Annotated in this window: 14 protein-coding genes and 1 pseudogene; 11 read left to right on the top strand and 4 right to left on the bottom strand. The window is 67.0% G+C overall.

The window, feature by feature from the left end:
• Positions 1 to 10 precede the first annotated feature (10 nt).
• The 3 genes from ABD974_RS12105 to ABD974_RS12095 all read left to right on the top strand — a co-directional run bounded on the left by ABD974_RS12105 (position 11) and on the right by ABD974_RS12095 (position 4,166).
• Positions 11 to 994 (top strand): bifunctional helix-turn-helix transcriptional regulator/GNAT family N-acetyltransferase, encoded by a 984-nt coding sequence (locus ABD974_RS12105; protein ID WP_345303593.1) that lies wholly within the window; start codon positions 11 to 13, stop codon positions 992 to 994.
• 141 nt (positions 995 to 1,135) lie between these two features.
• A complete protein-coding gene (locus ABD974_RS12100) occupies positions 1,136 to 2,842 on the top strand; it encodes an alpha-amylase family glycosyl hydrolase (RefSeq protein ID WP_345303592.1) in 1,707 nt (568 codons plus the stop codon).
• A gap of 250 nt (positions 2,843 to 3,092) precedes the next feature.
• Positions 3,093 to 4,166, top strand: a complete 1,074-nt coding sequence (locus ABD974_RS12095; RefSeq protein WP_345303591.1) for a DUF1176 domain-containing protein — start codon at positions 3,093 to 3,095, stop codon at positions 4,164 to 4,166.
• A 1,814-nt stretch (positions 4,167 to 5,980) separates the two neighbouring features.
• Here the strand turns inward: ABD974_RS12095 and ABD974_RS19520 are convergent.
• Positions 5,981 to 6,061 (bottom strand): annotated as a pseudogene (locus tag ABD974_RS19520) (SEC-C metal-binding domain-containing protein); the annotation flags it as partial.
• A gap of 657 nt (positions 6,062 to 6,718) precedes the next feature.
• Between ABD974_RS19520 and ABD974_RS12085 the strand changes: the two are divergent.
• The 8 genes from ABD974_RS12085 to ABD974_RS12050 all read left to right on the top strand — a co-directional run bounded on the left by ABD974_RS12085 (position 6,719) and on the right by ABD974_RS12050 (position 15,783).
• Entirely contained in the window at positions 6,719 to 7,390 is a 672-nt protein-coding gene (locus ABD974_RS12085) for a class I SAM-dependent methyltransferase (RefSeq protein ID WP_345303589.1), read from the top strand.
• Positions 7,387 to 7,731 carry a YkgJ family cysteine cluster protein gene (locus ABD974_RS12080; RefSeq protein WP_345303588.1) on the top strand — a complete coding sequence of 115 codons (345 nt, stop codon included), beginning with the start codon at positions 7,387 to 7,389 and terminating at the stop codon, positions 7,729 to 7,731. The genes ABD974_RS12085 and ABD974_RS12080 overlap by 4 nt, the downstream gene beginning before the upstream one ends.
• A gap of 51 nt (positions 7,732 to 7,782) precedes the next feature.
• Positions 7,783 to 8,079, top strand: coding sequence for a hypothetical protein (locus ABD974_RS12075; protein ID WP_345303587.1), 297 nt, complete (start codon positions 7,783 to 7,785; stop codon positions 8,077 to 8,079).
• Between the two features lie 58 nt (positions 8,080 to 8,137).
• Positions 8,138 to 10,342: a S46 family peptidase gene (locus tag ABD974_RS12070; RefSeq protein ID WP_345303586.1), complete on the top strand. Its 2,205-nt coding sequence runs from the start codon at positions 8,138 to 8,140 to the stop codon at positions 10,340 to 10,342.
• A gap of 83 nt (positions 10,343 to 10,425) precedes the next feature.
• Positions 10,426 to 11,016, top strand: a complete 591-nt coding sequence (locus ABD974_RS12065) for an ECF-type sigma factor (RefSeq protein WP_345303585.1) — start codon at positions 10,426 to 10,428, stop codon at positions 11,014 to 11,016.
• Positions 11,009 to 13,624 (top strand): protein kinase domain-containing protein, encoded by a 2,616-nt coding sequence (locus ABD974_RS12060; protein ID WP_345303584.1) that lies wholly within the window; start codon positions 11,009 to 11,011, stop codon positions 13,622 to 13,624. Before ABD974_RS12065 ends, ABD974_RS12060 begins: the two co-directional genes overlap by 8 nt.
• A 130-nt stretch (positions 13,625 to 13,754) precedes the next feature.
• Entirely contained in the window at positions 13,755 to 14,825 is a 1,071-nt protein-coding gene (locus ABD974_RS12055) for a hypothetical protein (RefSeq protein WP_345303583.1), read from the top strand.
• Between the two features lie 199 nt (positions 14,826 to 15,024).
• The gene (locus tag ABD974_RS12050) at positions 15,025 to 15,783 is read left to right on the top strand and encodes a hypothetical protein (protein ID WP_345303582.1); all 759 of its coding nucleotides are present in this window, start codon (positions 15,025 to 15,027) and stop codon (positions 15,781 to 15,783) included.
• Positions 15,784 to 15,906: 123 nt separating this feature from the next.
• On the opposite strand, the gene ABD974_RS12045 is transcribed toward ABD974_RS12050, so the two are convergent.
• The 3 genes from ABD974_RS12045 to ABD974_RS12035 all read right to left on the bottom strand — a co-directional run bounded on the left by ABD974_RS12045 (position 15,907) and on the right by ABD974_RS12035 (position 18,640).
• Complete coding sequence (locus ABD974_RS12045) at positions 15,907 to 17,421, bottom strand: ammonium transporter (protein ID WP_345303634.1); 1,515 nt, start codon at positions 17,419 to 17,421, stop codon at positions 15,907 to 15,909.
• 144 nt (positions 17,422 to 17,565) lie between these two features.
• Positions 17,566 to 17,904 (bottom strand): P-II family nitrogen regulator, encoded by a 339-nt coding sequence (locus tag ABD974_RS12040; protein ID WP_345303581.1) that lies wholly within the window; start codon positions 17,902 to 17,904, stop codon positions 17,566 to 17,568.
• 280 nt (positions 17,905 to 18,184) lie between these two features.
• Complete coding sequence (locus tag ABD974_RS12035; RefSeq protein WP_345303580.1) at positions 18,185 to 18,640, bottom strand: GNAT family N-acetyltransferase; 456 nt, start codon at positions 18,638 to 18,640, stop codon at positions 18,185 to 18,187.
• Positions 18,641 to 18,705: the final 65 nt, after the last annotated feature.

The raw sequence follows: 18,705 nt of genomic DNA, 5'->3' as shown, positions 1-18,705 counted from the left end.
GTCGAATACCATGGACTACATCGCCCAGCTCGGCCTCGTCGCCCTCGGCAGCCGCATGCGCGCCGTCAGCGACCGCCTCTACGCCACCGCCGACGAGGTCTACCGGCTGACCGGCCTGGAGATCCAGGGCCGCTGGCTGCCGCTGCTGCGCATCCTCCACGACCGCGGCCCGCAGACCGTCGGCGAGATCGCCGACGCCGTCGGCCAGACCCACTCCGCGGTGAGCCAGCTCGCCGACCGGCTCACCGAACAGGGCTGGCTGTCGGTGCAGCTCGATCCCGCCGACAAGCGCCGCCGCCGGCTGGCCCTGACCGCGCGCGCGGAAACCGCGCTGCGCACGGCCAAGCCGCTGTGGCGCGCGATCGAAGACCTCTTCGCCGCGCATTGCCGCGAACACGGCATCGACCTGCTGCATACGCTCGCGACCTTCGAGCGCGCGCTCACGCCGTCGCTCGCCGCCGACATCGTCGCGCGCGCCGCCGCCAGCGACCGCAACGCCCTGCGGATCGTGCCGTTCGCGCCGGCGCTGCGCGCGCATTTCTACCGGCTCAACGAAGCTTGGCTCCGGAAATATTTCTACGTCGAGGAAATCGACCACCGCGTGCTGTCGAACCCGGAAACCGAAATCCTCCAGCCCGGCGGCACGATCCTGTTCGCGATGCTGGGCGACGACGTCGTCGGCACCTGCGCGCTGATGCCCGATGCCGACGCGGACGACGGCGCGGACGGCGTCTACGAACTGACCAAGATGGCGGTCGACGAATCGCGCCAGGGCCTGGGCATCGGCCGCGCGCTGATGGAAGCGGCGATCGACGAATTCCGCCGTCGCGGCGGCCGCCGGCTGTTCCTCGAAACCAACAGCAAACTCACCCCCGCGGTGCGGCTGTACGAAAGCATGGGCTTCGAGCACCAGCCGTCGCTCAAGCCCGACTCGCACTACGCGCGCGCGAACGTCTACATGGTGTGGCGCGACCCGCAACCCGCGGCGCACTGAACGACGCGCATGCTGCAGCGCAGCGAAGACGCGACGCGCATGCGCACGCGGATGCAAACGAATTCATCCGGACGAACGACTCTGGCAGCCGCCACCGCCGCGTGGCATGGTGCGGCCAACGTCGCATCCGAGAGTCTTTCCGTGAATCTCCTCGCTCCGCTGCTGTGCTGCGCCACCCTCCTGCTCGGCGTTGCCGGCGACAGTCACGCGCGCACGCCGACACTGCGCTTCGAAACGCTGCAGCTCGAAGCCGAAACCGCGCCGCGCTGGTGGCACGGCGCCACCGTCTATGAGATCTGGCCGCGCTCGTTCCAGGATTCCGACGGCGACGGCAACGGCGATTTCAACGGCATGACCGCGAAGCTCGACGATCTCAAGGCGCTCGGCGTCGATGCGATCTGGCTGACGCCGGTGTTCGAAGCGCCGTCGTATCACGGCTACGACTTCCAGGATTTCTACGCGGTCGAGCGCGACTACGGCACGATGGCCGACTTCGAGCGCTTCATCGCCGAAGCGCACAAGCGCGACATGAAGGTCATCCTCGACCTCGTGCTCAACCACGTGTCCGACCAGCACCCGTGGTTCCTCGCCTCGGCGAAGAAAGTGAAGGGCTACGAGGACGCCTTCATCTGGCGCAGCACGCGTCCCGACGGCTGGGGCCAGGCGTGGTCGAACCAGCCGAACCCGGAAGCGGTGTGGCACTGGAACGAACAGCGCCGCGCGTACTACTACGGCGCCTTCGGCAATTCGCAGCCGGACCTCAACCTGCGCAACCCCGCGGTGGTCAACGAACTCGACGCCGTGGCCGCATTCTGGCTGAAGAAGGGCGTCGACGGTTTCCGGCTCGACGCCGTGCGCTACGCGATCGAGGACGGCCCGCTGGCGCAGCAGGCCGACACACCGGCCACCATCGATTACTGGACCGCGTTCGCGAAGAAGGTGAAGGCGATCAATCCCGACGCGCTGCTGGTCGGCGAAGCCTGGGCGTCGCTGGAGACCGGCGGTCGCTACCGCAACGGCGGCCGCGGCCTCGATTCGGTGTTCGACTTCGATTTCGGCAACATCGTCATCGCGATCCTGAATCCCGACAGCGAACGCCGCGCCGACTTCGGCACCGTCAGCGACACCGACGTCAGCCGCAAGCGCGACAGCCTCTGGGCGAACCTCAAGCAGCGCGCCGACGCCGCGCCGATGGGCTATTTCGCGCCGTTCCTGACCAATCACGATCAGAACCGGATCATGCATACGCTGGGCGGCGACGCCGCGAAGGCCAGACTCGCCGCCGGCCTGCTGCTCACCTCGCCCGGCACCGCCTATCTCTACTACGGCGAAGAAATCGGCATGTCGCAGTACAAGACCGGCGAAGACCGCTACCGCCGCGCGCCGATGCAGTGGACCGAAGACAAGGGCGCCGGCTTCAACGCCACCGGCAAGACCTGGATCGATCTGCCCGCACCGCGCGGGTATCGCGGCGATCAGGGCGCGTGGTGGGCCAAATACTGGAAACAGCAGCAGGGCCAGGGCCACTCCGTCGCCGCGCAGCAGGCGGACCCGAACTCGCTGTATCGGCACTACCAGCGCCTGCTCGCCGTGCGCAACGCCAATCCGGAACTGAAGCAGCCGACTGAACTGCGCTACTACCCGGTCGCCGCGCCCGATGTGTGGGTACTGCATGCGTCTTCACCCGCGGGCGATGCCTGGGTGGTGATCAACCTCGATCCCGCGAAACCCGCGACCTTCCCTGTGCCCACCGAACTGCAGGGCACGCGCACCGATCAGGTCAACGGCGAAGCGAAGACGCTCGGCCAAAACTTCGACCTGCAGCCGGGCGAGACGCTGGTGTTCTAGCGCCTCTCGGCGGCTGATGCTCCGACACATCGGGGGAGCGCCCCGGCCCGTCACCGGAGCCCCTGTGGGAGCGACGGAAGTCGCGACGGATTGCAGACCTTCAACAGCCGAAGGCTGGTCAAGACTGTCCGTGGACCGTCGCGACTTCCGTCGCTCCCACAGAGGTGTTTCCTGGCTCGATTCGGAGTCCGGGCGCCACGGCGCATCGATTGGCTATCCTGTGCATCCCCCACGCACAGGTCGCATCGTCATGTCCCTCGCTCGCCCCGCTGCCGCGCTGTCCAGCTGCCTGCTGGCGTTCGCCGCACCCCTGTTCGCCGGCACTCACGCCGGCGCCGAAGCGGTGAACTTCGAGCATGAGGACTGGGAACTGGTCTGCGACAACACCCGCACCTGCCGCGCGGCCGGCTATCAGGACGAAGACGCCAGCGCACCGGTCAGCGTGCTGCTCACCCGCAAGGCCGGGCCCGGCACCGCGGTCACCGGCCAGGTCGCGCTGGCCGACGACTGGGACGAAACCCTCCTCGGGGACTTGCCGAAACAATTCCGGCTGGCGCTGTCCATCGATGGCCGCGCGCACGGCAGCGTCGCGATGCAGCAGACCGACACCGTCGCCGACCTCACGCCCGCACAGGTCGCCGCGCTGCTGAAGGCGCTGGCGCGCGACACCCGCATCGAATTCAACGCCGGCAAGCACACCTGGACGCTCTCCGACCGCGGCGCGTCCGCGGTGTTGTTGAAGATGGACGAAGTGCAGGGCCGCCTCGGCACGCCCGGCGCGCTGCGCCGCCCCGGCAAGCGCAGCGAATCCGACGTGCTGCCGGCGCTGCCCGCGCCGGTGGTGCGCGCCGCCACGCCGCATCCGCCCAAGCCCACCGACGCCGGTTTCCTCGATCGCCACGGCGACGCGCTGCGCGCCGCCCTGCGCCGCGCCAGCGACGCCGACGACTGCATGGACCTCTTCGACGAGAACGACGTGCAGCCGCTGGAGATCGCCCGCCTGACGAAAACGAAACTGCTGGTCTCCACCCGCTGCTGGCTCGCCGCCTACAACGCCGGCGACGGCTACTGGATCGTCGACGACACGCCGCCGTTCAAGCCCGAATTCGTCACCGAACAGGCCAACGGCTACGAAGACGGCGCCCTGTCCGCCTCGCACAAGGGCCGCGGCATGGGCGACTGCTGGGGCTCGCAGGAATGGACCTGGGACGGCAAGACCTTCGTCGCCACCGGCGAAATGACCACCGGCCAGTGCAAGGGCTTCCCCGGCGGCGCGTGGCAACTGCCGACACTGGTGACAGACGTGGTGAATGCCAAGAAATAGGGTGCGGCCTTGGCGCACCGGTTTCTTGGCCGCAACGCGTTGTATGAACGAGCCAAGTCAGAATCGATGCTTTTCCGCACGATACGGCGCATTTGGTTGTCTTGCTTGGTCTGTGGTGTCTATTCGCGACTTGCAGCGCACGTTGAATACCGATTTCCCGTAGCCCGGGTAAGGCCGCAGGCCGCACCCGGGGATCGATCGTTGTTCATCCCGGGTGCGCTTCGCTTACCCGGGCTACTTGCTACCTAATCGGATCTTTTCGGCGGCGGCTTCATTCGTTGGATATGCACCGGGACTTCTTGTGGCCCCGCCCGCTGCATCACAGAGTTCACCATGCCTTGCACATAGACGTCCAGCAGCTCGGGCTGCGTAAGCGTGGCAAAGCTGGCGCCATGTTCCCCCATGAATTGAAGTAGCTTTTCCTTCGGAGTGCGGGCGTAAGTAGCTTTCAATCTGTCGTAAAGCTCAATTGGATCATTGATCGGATCCGGTCGTTGGCGGATCTGCCCGAAAAAGGTCTCTGGATAGCGCTTCCAAGCAGCGAATTCCTCCGGTGAGAGCTGGTTGGTATAGATCGCCCTGCCGCCTTCGTCCCGATTAATGATCAACGCGACCTCTCCGTTTGTCTCGTTGACACACGCGTCCTCCAAGGTGCCCACCGCGCCGTCATCCATCTGGTAGCGATGCCCGATCAGCAGGCGGTTAGAGGGAAGCCCGGGAATTTCCCCTTCAAACGTGGAGGGGACATCGATATGTTCTTGGATCGACGCCAAGAGCGCTTCAATCTCAGGATTACGTGCGCGCATCTCAATCTTCTGCGGCAACGTCAGCAGCTGGCCGGTCCGATAGTCGTCGACCCTGAATCCCTCGACGGTGGCTCCCGCATCGGGAACCTCACTATCCAGGTGGTGATGGTCTGGGTAATTGGTGATGAACACCACGGCAGGCGGCAAGGCCGCTGCGTTGGGTTGGCCCTCAAACTTCCGCAGTGCATTGATGCTGATCGTCCGCCAATCATTCGGGCCGCCAGGCACATAAGGATAGGCCTGCGTGTTCAGATCAACGAAGATCAAACGGTCATGTGGCGTTGCCTTCCTCAGCGCATCGCTCACTAGCCCAGCGAACTTGCCAAGGTGCTGGTTAGACTTCTTCGTAGCATCCTGATTTCGGATCTTACATTCAACGCCAAATGCCTTGCCTGTGCGCGGATAGGTGGCAGTGTATTCCACATGCTTGGATCGGCGATCCGTCTCATCTTCCCATTCGAGATCGAATCCGGCTCGCAACAGCATGGCCGCGACACGAATTTCATAACGCACCCCGACGAACTGATCTGGGCTTTTCAAGCGACCAATCAGTGATTTCCGCAGCTCAGGGGTGCGAGCTTGATCGTTGTTGTGTTCAAGGGTGTAAAGGTCATATGCCAAGGTCAGAAATGCGCTGATTGCTCCGGTCATGAATGTGTGCCGCGTCTCGCCGGGCGTAAGGTTGGCAGCTTTGGACACCGCCAGAAGCCTTTCATGCCACTCGATGATTGGGTGGCGTTCGCTTTGTTCCGACTGCGCCTGGGCGTTGAACCAATCGTGCTCTAGAACATCGAAGATGTAGCTGTAAAGGAAGTCATGGAAGGTTGGCCATGCGCCCTGAAATAGACGATGGCCCACCGTCACGATCCGCTTGTCAGCAGTCTGGGCGGCGATGATGGGGCGGCCGAGACCTTGCTGTCGCTGCTGCTGTATCCAATGGATCTCGGCCTTGCGCTGAGCCTCTGCGGCGCCTCGCGAGATCATCTCTTCGTAGTCGGCATTAGGGCCGCCGTGGCAGCGCTTGAACTTCTTGCCACTTCCACACGGGCAGGGATCGTTCCTGCCGGGCTTAGTGCCGCCCACCTGTGGCCTTTTTTTTCGCTTTGTCCTTGAGGGTGGCCTTTCCCAGTCACTCATGCACTTCTTCCAACGATTGTGTCGATGTAGTAGCAAGCACGCAGGGCGGGCCTCACCACCACCTTACAGCGTCCGCTTTGGGTCGAAACCAGCCCGTCGAAACTTACTCTCCAACCCACCCCCCCATCAACATTTCACTCCCCTAGATAGGCACGCTCACACACCACATCACACAACACCCCGTCAAAGCACCAGCGGCCTGAAGGCCGCTCTACCGTGGGGTGGTGGTCGTTGTTTGATGGCGGCGCGGGATGCTGGGCTTCGCTGCGCTCAGCGCCAGCCTACGATCCGTTGCTCAGCGCCAACCTACGATCGGTTGCTCAGCGCCAGCCTACGTCCTGTGGCTCGGCGCCAGCCTGCATGTTGCATGCATGCGCGGTGGCGGCTTTTCGCGGGCGTTGGCGGCGAAATCCGCGAAGCTGAACGCGGCGGCCCGCGCGCGATGGGGGCGGATGGCGTAGGATGGCGGCGCCAGCGCTGCATTCGCGCGTCGCGCCCGTATCCGAATCCCGATCGCACGCCGATCCCGAGTCGGAGTCCGCATCCGGTCGTTCCGCTCCCTCATCTGCGTGACCGCTCCTTTCGGGGCGTCGTCCTCCGGGAGCATCCATGCCGGGTTATCACACACGCCAAGTCACCCACGCCGTCGGCGGATTTCCGTATCGCCTGCGCGTGCTCAGCGATCTGCAGCAGTTCGCCGATCCCGACGGGCACGGCGAGCGGCTGGGCATTTCGCCGGCGCAGTGGAGTCTGTTCGGGCAATCGTGGCCGTCCGGGCGCCTGCTGGCGCAGGCGATGCATCGTTTCGACATCGGCGGCAAGCGCATTCTCGAACTCGGCTGCGGCATCGGCCTGGCGAGTCTGGTGCTGCAACGGCGCGGCGCCGATGTCGTGGCCAGCGACATCCATCCGCTGGCGGAGCCCTTCCTCGCCTACAACGCGGCGCTGAACGGTTTGCCGGCGCTGCATTACCGGCAACTGCGCTGGGACGAAGCGCTGCCGGCGCTGGGACATTTCGATGCGATCATCGCCAGCGACGTGCTGTACGAACGCGGCCAGGCCGAGCGTCTGTGCGAGGTGGTGACGCGGCATGCGTATCCGGTGGCCGAAGTGCTGGTGACCGATCCGGGCCGCGGCAACAGCGGCCGCTTCACGCGGTTGCTGGGCGAATTGGGTTTCGCGCTGGAAACCTCCGCCTGCCCGATGAACGATGAAGATCCGCCGCCGTATCGCGGCAAGGTGCTGCATTACCGGCGCATCGCGCGGGCGGCGAACGCATGAACGCAGTGCCGACGCCGTTGTCGACCGCACCGCCGCCGAAGGAAAAGCAGGTGCACTGCAGTCGCTGCGATGCACTGTGCTGCCGGTTGACGGTGGTGCTGTTCGAGGAAGATTCGATCCCTTCGCACCTGAGCGAATTCAACGAACAGGGCGTGCGGGTGATGGCGCGCGACGACGACGGCTGGTGCGTCGCGCTGGACGGTTCGAAGATGAATTGCGGCATCTACGACACGCGACCTGCGATCTGCCGCAAATTCAAGATGGCCGGCCCGTATTGCCTCGATGTGCGCGCCGAAGCGCGACGCGCGGCGCGACCGGTCGAGATCACGCTGCTGTGCTGACTCCGAACTGTTGACGCCATTCTGTTGACGCGCTTGCGTCGAGGCCCACCGATGACCGAAAAGAAAACCCCGCCGACCGCCGCACCGACCGCCGAGCCCGTCCCGGCGCAGGCGGCGAAACCCGCCGCCCGCAATCTCTTCCGCGCGACCAAGGAAGAACGCCGCAGCGCGCTGACCCACGATCAGATCGCCGACGATCTGGCCGAGTTCGAGCGTACCGGCGGGCGGATCGAAGTGCTGGGCAACACGCCGATGCTGCGCACGATTCCGCTGGCGCCGACGCCGGCCGCCACCGGCGCGCGCAAGCCCGCGGGCAAGGCCCCGGCCGAGAGCAAGCCCGCCGAGTAGGCCGCGCGTCGCCCCGGGCGGCATTGGCGGCCCCGACGGCCACCACTACACTCGCGGCATGAACCCGACCCTGCCCTCTGCGTCGCGCACGCGCCGCCCGCTCGCCCTCGCCGCCTTCGCCCTCCCTGTCCTGTTCGCCGCCGTGCCCGCGTACGCGCTGGACGGCAAATGGACGCCCGCACAGGTGCTCGACATCGATGCGCGCTGGCTCAAACGCCAAGGTTTGAAACTGCCGCCGTCGGCGCTGTGGGACGACACCCGCGGCACCGGCCTGCTGACCGGCGCGGTCAGCATCTCCGGTTGCACCGGCGCCTTCGTCTCCGACACCGGGCTGATCGTCACCAATCATCACTGCCTGTTCGGCGTGGTGCAGGAACACAGCACGCCGGCGCGCGATCTGATCACCCATGGGTTTCTCGCGCGCACGCAGGCCGAGGAATTGCCCGGCAGCACCACGCGGGTGGAAATTCCGAAGCGCTTCACCGATGTCACCGCGCAGGTGCTGGCGGCGGTGCCCGCCGGCGCCGACCCCGCAGCGCGGCTGCGGGCGATCGATGCGAAACAGAAGGCGCTGGTGAGCGAATGCCAGCGCCAGCCGGACACGAAGTGCAAGGTCGCGGCGTTCGACGACGGCGTGACCTACACCCTGATCGAATCGATCGAACTGCGCGACATCCGCCTGGTGTACGCGCCGCCGCGCGCGATCGGCGAATACGGCGGCGAGATCGACAACTGGTCGTGGCCGCGGCACACCGGCGATTTCGCCATCGCCCGCGCCTACGTCGGCGCGGACGGGCGGCCCGCGGATCGCGCGGAGACCAATCGCCCGTATGCGCCGGAATTCTTCTTCCCGATCGCGAAGGACGGCCTGGACGAAGGCGATTTCGTGATGGTACTGGGCTATCCCGGCGTGACCTGGCGCGCGCTGATCGCCGAGGAAATGCGCGAACGTCGCGAACGTTTCTTCGTGCGTCGCGAAGATCTGTTCGGCGAATGGATCGCGATCCTCGAACGCGCCAGCGCCGACGATGCGGCGGGCAAGATCGCGGTCGCCGCGAATCTCAAGGGCATCCACAACCGCTACAAGAACGCGCAGGGCCAGATCGCGGGCCTGGATCGCGGGCGCATGGTCGACAAGCAAGGCGCACAGGACGAAGCGGTGGCCGCATGGGCCGCGACGAATGCAACGCACGCCGGCGCCGTGGCCGCGCGCGACGGCCTGCGCGCGGTGCTGGCCGAACGCGAGCGCAGCTGGGAGCGCGATTTCCTGCTGAATCTGGTGCCGATGGGCACCGACAGCGTGGCCGGCGGCATTCCGCCGCTGCCCAAGGGCCTGTACTTCGGCGCGACGCTCGCGCACAACGCGATCGAGCGGGCGAAACCGGACGCCGCGCGCGCGTCGGGCTTCACCGACGCCGACCAGGGCAAGCTGCGCGATCGCCTGCGCAGCGAGCAGCGCAATTATTTCGCTGCCGCCGACCGCCGCGTGTTCGCCGCACTGGTGCGGCGCGCGCTGGCGCTGCCGGCGGACCAGCGCATCGCCGCGGTCGACGCGCATTTCGCCGGCAAGAGTCCGGCGCAGATCGACGCGGCCATCGACGCGATGTACGCCGCGTCGCCGTTGCTGGACATCGACACGCGCGAAGCGCTGCTGGGCGCATCGACCGAAGCGCTGGAAGCGCGCAGGGATCCGCTGCTGGCGTTCGGCATCGCCTGGAACCGCGACCTGCGCGCGCTGCGCGAACGCGAGCGCGACTGGAACGCGCGCGCCGCGCTGTATCGCCCGGTCTGGCGGCGCGCGGTGGCCGCGCATGCGGGCAAGCCGGTCGCGCCCGACGCCAACGGCACCCTGCGCATCAGTTTCGCCCACGTGCAGGGCTACGCGCCCCGCGACGGCGTGACCTACACGCCGTTCACTACCCTGGCCGGGGTGCTGGAGAAGCACACCGGACGCGAGCCCTTCGACGTGCCCGAGGCCGTGCGCCGGGCGGCCCAGGCGCCCGGGGCCGGGGCGCAGCGGGTGAACTTCCTGGCCGACGGCGACACCAGCGGCGGCAACTCGGGCAGCCCGGTGATCGACGGCCGCGGCCGGCTGGTGGGCATCAACTTCGACCGGGTCTGGGAGAACGTGGCCGGGGACTTCGGCTTCAACCCGGCGGTGTCGCGGAACATCAGCGTGGACATCCGCTACCTGCTGTGGCTGCTGCGGGACGTGGAGCGGGCCGACGGCCTGCTGCGGGAGCTCGGCGCCAGCCCCGACTGACGCGATATGATCGGCCGGCCGCCGCACCGGTGGCCGCAACGCCAGGGAGGGGCGTTCGATCTGCCCACGCCGGAGTCCTCGACATGTCCGCGGTCCCCCCTTCCAACCTCACCGATCTGATCAATCGGCGCACCTCGGTCGACAAGCCCGAGCTGGAAGCGCTGGCCGCGGCGCTGTGGCCGAAGCTTGAGCGGCTGGCCGCCCATCAGCTGCAGGGCCGCAGCGGACTGACCCTGCAGGCCTCGGATCTCGCCCAGGACGCGTACATCGCGCTGATGCACGAGTTCCCGGGGCGCTTCAACAACCGCGAACATTTCTACGCGCTGGCGGCCCGGATCGTGCGCAACATCGTGGTCGATTATCTGCGCCGGCGCAGCGCCGAGAAACGCGGCGGCGGGCTGCCGTTCGAACGCCTGGAAAAGGCCGAAAACGATGTGTCGGCCTCGATCGACGATTCGGTGGACTGGATTGCGGTGGACGCCGCGCTGAGCGTGCTGGCGCAGAAACACGAGGCCGCGGCCCAGGTGGTGGAACTGAAATTCTTCGCTGGCCTGACCAACGAACAGATCGCCGAAGCGATGGATCTCTCGCGCGCGACCGTGATCCGTCACTACCGCTACGCGCGTGCGTGGCTGATCGATCATTTCGGCGCGGAGCCGGCGCACGATGGTTGAAGAGACGACGCAGCCGCGGGGCGACGGCGCGATCGACGAAGGCGAGCTGTTCGAAACCTTGTGCGAATTGGAGCCCGAGGCGCAGGCGCAGCGGCTGAAGGCGCTGGAACGCGACGATCCGGCGATGGCCGCGCGGCTGCGCCGGCTGCTGGCGATCGACGAGGCCTACGGCACCCATACCGCGCGCAGCGTGCTGGCGACGGAGCTGCCCGACCCGGTCGGCGACATCAGCGACATCGGCGCGTTCCGGCTGGTGCGCCAGATCGGCCGCGGCGGCATGGGCGTGGTGTATCTGGCCGAACGCCGCACGGGTTTCGAGCAGCAGGTCGCGATCAAGATCATGCCGCGCTTCGCGACCGATGGGCCGGGGCGCGAGCGCTTCGCGCAGGAGCGCCGGATCCTGGCGCAACTGCGGCATCCGAACATCTGCAGCATCCTCGACGGCGGCGAGCTGCCCGACGGCACGCCGTGGCTGGCGATGGAATACGTGCCCGGCGAACCCCTGTGCGCCTGGTGCGAACGGCGCAGCACCGGTCTGCGCGAACGCGTCGCGTTGTTCCTGCAATTGTGCGAAGCGGTGCAGGTGGCGCACCGCAATCTGGTGATCCACCGCGACCTGAAGGACAACAACGTCCTGGTCGACGAGGCCGGGCACCTGAAGTTGCTGGATTTCGGCATCGCCAAATCGCTGTCGACCACGACCAGCGCCGCGGCGGGCACCGCCGCGCACGACCGCTTCTTCTCGCCGATGACCGCGGCGCCGGAACAACTGCAGGGCGAACGCATCACCGTCGGTACCGATGTCTATGCGCTCGGCGCATTGCTGCATCAGTTGCTGTGCGGGTTCCTGCCGTTCGAACGACCATCGCGACCGCCGCTGGAACTGCAGCGCGCGATCCTGGAGACCGTGCCGCCGAAGATGAGCGATGCGGTGCAGCGCGAACGCGATGCGGGGCATGCGCTGGCCGATGCGCAACCGGCGCAGGCGCTGCGCGGCGAACTCGATGCGATCGTGGCGCATTGCCTGCGCAAGGACGCGTCCGAGCGCTATACCGATGTCGTCGATCTGACCCGCGACCTGCGCGCCTGGCTGTCCGGACATCCGATCTCGATCTCGCAGAGCGACCGCCTTTACCGCAGTCGCAAATTCCTGCTGCGGCATCGGCTCGCGGTGGCGCTGTCCACGGTCGCGATCGTCGGCGTGCTCGGCGCGCTGGCGGTGACGCTGTGGCAGTCCGCAGCGCTGCGCCGCGAACGCGACGCCGCCGAAAGCGCGCGCCAGCGGTCGGAGATCGACCGCGACCGCGCGCGCGCCGTCGCCGGTTTCCTGCGCGACACCTTCGAGCAGGCCGACCCGGGACGCGCGGAGACCGGCGGGCTGCTGGCGCGCGATCTGCTGGAACGCGGCAAACGCCGCCTCGATGGACTGGAGGGCCAACAGGACGTGCAGGCAGAGCTGGCGCTGCTGCTGGCCGAGAGCGACGCGAATCTGGGCCTGCTGCGCGAAAGCGACGCGACGTTCCGCAGATACGCGAAGGCGATCGATGCGCTCGCGGCGACCGATGCCGACGTGCAGATGCGCGCCGGAAAACTGCGGCTGTCGAACGCGCTGACGCTGGACGAAGACAGCCCGCGGCTGGACGCGGCGCTGGCGACGCTGGCGCGATCGGCCGATACCCCGGAAGCGCGGGTCGACATCGCCCGACTGCACGAACGCCTGCTGGTCCGCCGCTCCGAATTCAACCGCGCGGCGGACGTCCTTGAAGCGGCCTGGCAGCAGTACGGCGATGCGCTGGCCCCGGCCGCTTCGCTGCAATTGCGGGTGGATCTGGGCAACGCGCTGCTCAACGTCAAACGCAACGAGGACGCGCGCCGCATCTGCGACGGCATCGACCGCACGGCGCTGCGCAGCCATGCGCCCGCGCTGCAGATCCGCGCGCTGCGGTTGATCGTGCGCGAGGCGAAGCGGCGCAAGGACACGCCCGCGGCGCAGACGGCCGCGGTGGAACAGTGGCGGCAGACCGCGGAACGGCTGTACGGCAGCGATTCGCTGGAAGCGGCGAGCGCCTACGTCTGGAAGATCGAACTCACCGAAGCGCCGGAGGAACAAGACGCGCTGATGGCGAAGGCCTACGCGATCCAGCGCGCCAAGCTGCCGGCGATCTCGTCGGCGCGCGCTTACGCCGAATTCAACATGGCGGCGTTTTATCTCGAACTGCGCGAACGCCCGGATCTCGCCGAACCGCATCTCGCCGAAGCGGTGCGGATCGGACGCCTGGCCACCGCGCGCGATCACGGCGACGTGCGCCTGTTCGAACGGACCTGGGCCGAGACCCTGAATGCGCTGGGGCGGCACCGCCGCTGCCTGGAGGTGGTCTCCGATCCTCCTGGCAACCCGGAAGACCGCGAAGACGCCGAGCGGCTGAGCGGCCTGCGTCTGGCGCTGGCCCGCGCTGCCCTGGCCCTGGGGCAACCCGCACGGGCCAGGGACGAGATCGCGGCCATCCCGGGGCTCTGGCGCACGCTCGGGCAGCCGCTGCCGGAACCCTTGGCGAGCGACCTGCGCGACCTCCGGGCCCGTCTCGGGAGCAGCGACGACGAAAGGTGATCCTGTTCACATCCTTTCGCCGAGGAGAAGCATCAAGGACTTCACTTGGGCGCCGCAAGGACACCGTCCGCGCCATCGACTCACGACCACTTCCGTCATGCACCACCCGATCACATCCACGGAGTACCCCATGCCCATACGTCGCCTTGCCCTGGCCCTCATGCTCGCCCTCGCCTGGGTCCCGACCGCTTACGCCTTTCCGCCCTGCCCGCGCGAACCGCTCGAACTGGTGCCCCTGGACGGATCGAATCCCACCGCATCGACCGGCGCACCCCACTGGTACAAGGGCTTCCACGCGCTGGTGGGCAATCCGGTCGTGATCGGAGGACTCGCGCGCTGGACCGCGGACGACGATTCGCAGGCTTCCCCCTTTCCGGATAGCCCGACAAACGGCAAATGCCACGACCGTCTGCCGATCCCCGGGGACAATGCCGCCAGCGGCAGCGTTTCGCTGACGCCGTCCTATCCCGATGGTGCCGGCTTCGGCGTGGTCGCCCTGCCCGATCTGCGCTACAACACGGAGCAGGATCTGGGCGTCCGCTACACGCTCGCCTTCACGGTCGACGACCAGGCGATGATCGAAGCGGGCGAATGGCTCGATATCGCGCAGCTCGAATTCCGCTGGAACGCGATCGACGACATCAAGGATCCGGATGCGGTCTCCGCGATGTACCGCATCCGCAAGGCCCAGCCCGAAAAAGACCGGCTCGTGCTCGAAGTGATCGAAACGCGCGTGCCCTACATCGCATCGGGCCAGCGGCCGCCGGTGTTCGAGCACGTCGTCGCGACGATCCCCGTGCAGCAGGGCGGAAACGCCACGCGCGTCGGTCTGCGCTGGGCGCAGGTCGTCGGCGATCCCGTCGAGCCTGTCGGAGACATCGATCCGAAAGGCTTCGGGGAAATCAGCCTGCCGGTCGGACCGGATCCCGAAACCACCAGCAGCGGGGGCGCCATCATCATCGGCCCACCGATCGTCACCAGGCATGAGGTCTCCTCCGTGCTGGAAGTGATCGGACCGGGCAATCGCGTCGTCTACAGAATCGCTCTGCCGCAGCAGTGGGCGAACAGCCTGTCGATGGGGCTGCTGGATTACAACATCGGCAAGGAATCCGACTACGGAAACCGGTTCGGCGCCGAAATGATCGATACCGCACTGTGCGCCGAAACGACCGGTACGACGGACTGCACCGGGGTGTTCTGATCGCGGTGCGCCGATCGTGTTCAGCCGGTCCTGTTCGGCCGATCCTGTTCGGCCGATCCTGTTCAACTGATCCTGTTCGGCTGATCCTGTTTGTCTGCGCACGACGCTGAAACCCGTGAAGCCCCCGCCGCACGGCGGGGGCCTGCACGGCCCGGAGAGGGCCACGACCCATGCAGACACACAGGAGTTTCACGACACCATGAAGATTTCACTCGCAGCATCCCTCGCCTCCCTCCTCCTCGCCGGCAATGCGCTGGCCGTCGACACGCCGAAGGCCAACGGCTTCCGGATCGAAAGCGAAGACCAGTTCGCACGCGATTACGCCGACAGCGTCGAACGCATCGATGCGGGCGTCTACCTCGTGACGAAGGGCCCGCTCGCCGGCAAGACGATCACGATGGGCGAAGCCGGCCTGTCCTACGACCTCGCCGCGCTGCGCGCGCGCGTACCGGCGTCGTTGCGCGAACGCGCGCAGATCAAATCCCGCATCAAGCGACTGGAGCGGACCGCCGAGCGATTCGAACGTCAGCATCCGGGTGTCGCCACGAAGGCCAGCAACGTGGGCAGCATCAGCTGCTATCACTACAACTGGTCGACCCGCCAGGGCATCTGGTACAGCGGCACCGCCTACGTCAGCGCGACCGCGGAGTACTACATGAGCAACGGCGGTGGCGGCCTGAACTTTTACTACGCCCGTGCGGCCGCCAGCGCCAACGGCAGTCTGAGCACGCCGCCGGGCGTGCCCTATGGCTCGGGCGCGTTGTCCGCCTATGCCGTCGCCTGGAATCACCAGACCAACGTCATGAACCAGCAGTTCGGATACGGCAACTATCCCAACGTCTCTTCGGGATACGTCTACAGCGGCCCCGCCTTCTCCCACGATCTCGAAGCGTTCTCCGGCGTGGAAGGCGATGGCGACTGCACCGGTTACGTCGGCATCGCCGACTATCTGCGATAACCGCTCCCGGCAGGACAGCCGGCGCGCACGCAAGAACGCCATACGGCGAAACGCGTCGCGGTGCCCGAAAACGAACGGCCCGGTCTCCCGGGCCGTTCGTCCGTGCGGATGCACCGGGAACGATCAGTGTTCGTACGCCGCTTCGCCGTGCGAGGCGATATCGAGACCTTCGCGCTCGGCGTCCTCGTTCACGCGCAGACCGATGGTGTACTTCACCAGGGTGAAGGCGATCAGCGAGACCAGACCGGAGAGGACCACCGTGACCACCACGCCCTGGAACTGGATCCAGACCTGCGAGGCGATGCTGTAGTCGGCCAGCGCGGTTTCGGTGACGTAGTCCCAGATGCCCGCACCGCCCAGCGACGGCGCCGCGAACACGCCGGTGAGCAGCGCACCGGTGATGCCGCCGACACCGTGCACGCCGAACACGTCGAGCGAATCGTCGGCGCGCAGCAGCTTCTTCAGACCGGTCACGCCCCAGAAGCAGACGAGGCCGGCGATCGCACCGATGGCGAGCGCGCCCATCAGACCGACGAGACCCGCCGCGGGCGTGATCGCCACGAGACCTGCGACCGCACCCGAGGCGCCGCCGAGCATCGACGGCTTGCCGCGCGCGATCCATTCCACCGCGCTCCACACCAGCACCGCAGCGGCGGTGGCGAGGAAGGTGTTGACGAACGCGAGCGCGGCCACGCCGTTGGCTTCCAGCGCGGAGCCGGCGTTGAAGCCGAACCAGCCGAACCACAGGATCGAGGCGCCGACCATGGTCTGGGTGAGGTTGTGCGGGCGGATGGCTTCGCGGCGATACCCCAGACGCGGACCGATCACGTACGCGCCGACCAGACCGGCGATGGCGGCGTTGATGTGCACCACGGTGCCGCCGGCGAAATCGAGCGCGCCCTTCGCCCACAGATAACCGGACTTCGCCAGCACGCCCTCGACCGCGGCCGTGTCGGTGAAGGCATCCGGACCGGGGAAGAACCACACCATGTGCGCCATCGGGGCGTAGGCGAAGGTGAACCAGATCACCGTGAACAGCAGCAGGCCGGCGAACTTCACGCGTTCGGCGAAGGCACCGACGATCAGGGCGCAGGTGATGCAGGCGAACGCGCCCTGGAACACGAAGAACGCCAGCTCGGGGATGTACACGCCCTTGGTGAAGGTCGCGCCCAGCGCACCGTTGAGGCCGGCACCCAACAATCTGGCGCCGCCGCCGATGAAGGCGTTGTTCTCGGTGAAGGCGAGGCTGTAGCCGTACAGCACCCACAGCACCGCGACCAGCGAGAACACCACCAGACACTGCATGAGGATCGACAGCACGTTCTTGCTGCGCACCAGGCCGCCGTAGAACAGCGCCAGCCCGGGCAGGGTCATGAAGATCACCAGCGCGGAGCAGACGAGAATCCACGCGGTGTCGCCCTTGTCGGGCGTCGGCGCGGGCGGGGCTTCCGCCGCGGCGGCTTCAGCAGGTGCGGCGTTGGCAGGCGCCGCTTCGGCAGTTGCGGGTGCGACGGCCTCCGCGGTCGCCGGCGCCGCGTCGGCGGGGGCATCGGCCGCGGGTGCGGCCGCTTCGGTGGCGACGGCGTCGGTCGCCGGCGCGGTCTGTGCGCTCGCGACGAGCGTCGTGCCGAAGGTCATCGCGCCGAACAGCAGCGCGAGCAGGGCGGCACGTTTCACAGCGGCATACTTCAGGGCAGCAGGCTTCGGAACATCGTGTTTCGGAACAGCATGGGTCTTCGACCCGGACAGGAATCCAGACATGGGACGGTCTCCGAGTGAGGGTTAGAGCGCGTCCGCGCCGACTTCGCCGGTGCGGATGCGGATGACCTGCTCCAGCGCGGTGACGAAAATCTTGCCGTCGCCGATCTTCCCGGTGCCCGCGGATTGCTGGATGGCCTCGATCGCGGCGTCGAGCCGGTCGCTCGCGACCGCCACCTCGACCTTGATCTTGGGCAGGAAATCGACGACGTACTCCGCGCCGCGATACAACTCGGTATGTCCCTTCTGTCGACCGAAGCCCTTGACCTCGGTGACGGTGATGCCGGACACGCCCATCTCCGACAAGGCTTCGCGCACCTCGTCGAGCTTGAACGGCCGGATGATGGCGGTGATCAGTTTCATGCGCTCTCCCCGTGGATGGATGAGCGCCGACGCCGTGGCGCCAGCGCCCCTGGATGAATCCCGCATCCCCGCGCATCGCCCCGGCAACCGACCGGGAACGATGCGCGGGGACCGTGGGTCCCGGGGGAACCGCAGCGCAGTCCGACGTGGGGAAGGAAGCTGCGTCCGCGTTTCCCGTGCCTCGTCTAGCCAACTCTCCGTCGCATCCCTGCGACACCGCTCCTTTCGTTACCGCTTCCGCGCGTTCGACGACTGCAAGTCGATCACTGCAGATCGACGACTACAGCTCGATCGTCATGAACACGCTGTACGGGTCTTCGACGTAATCGGCGAAGGGCCCGCACTCCTCGAAGCCGAAGCGCTCGTACATCGCGCGCGCCGGCAGGAACGCATCCGGCGATCCGGTTTCGAGGCTCAACCGCCGATAGCCGCGTTCGCGCGCCACCCGCAGGATGTGCCGCATCAGCGTCGCGGCGACGCCCTTGCGCAGATGATCGCGGGCGGTGCGCATGGACTTGATCTCGCCATGCGACGCGTCCAGCGCCTTCAGCGCGCCGCACCCCATCAATGCGCCGTCCTTCCAGACCGTCCAGAAGGTGATCTCCGGACGACGCAACTTTTCCAGATCCAGCGCATGGACGCTTTCCGGCGGCGAGTGCAGGAACATCTCGTCGAGGTGTTCCTGCAGCAACCGCGCGATCTCGGGCCCGCTGAGGTCGTCGATCCGGATGTCCATCGTTTCCCTGTCATCCCGAACGCATGTGAGGGATCTGTTTTTACCGTGGGCATCGCACGCGATCA

This window comes from Lysobacter hankyongensis (assembly GCF_039543145.1).
GTDB lineage: Bacteria > Pseudomonadota > Gammaproteobacteria > Xanthomonadales > Xanthomonadaceae > Lysobacter_I > Lysobacter_I hankyongensis.
This window is presented reverse-complemented; position numbering and strand designations above follow the sequence as displayed.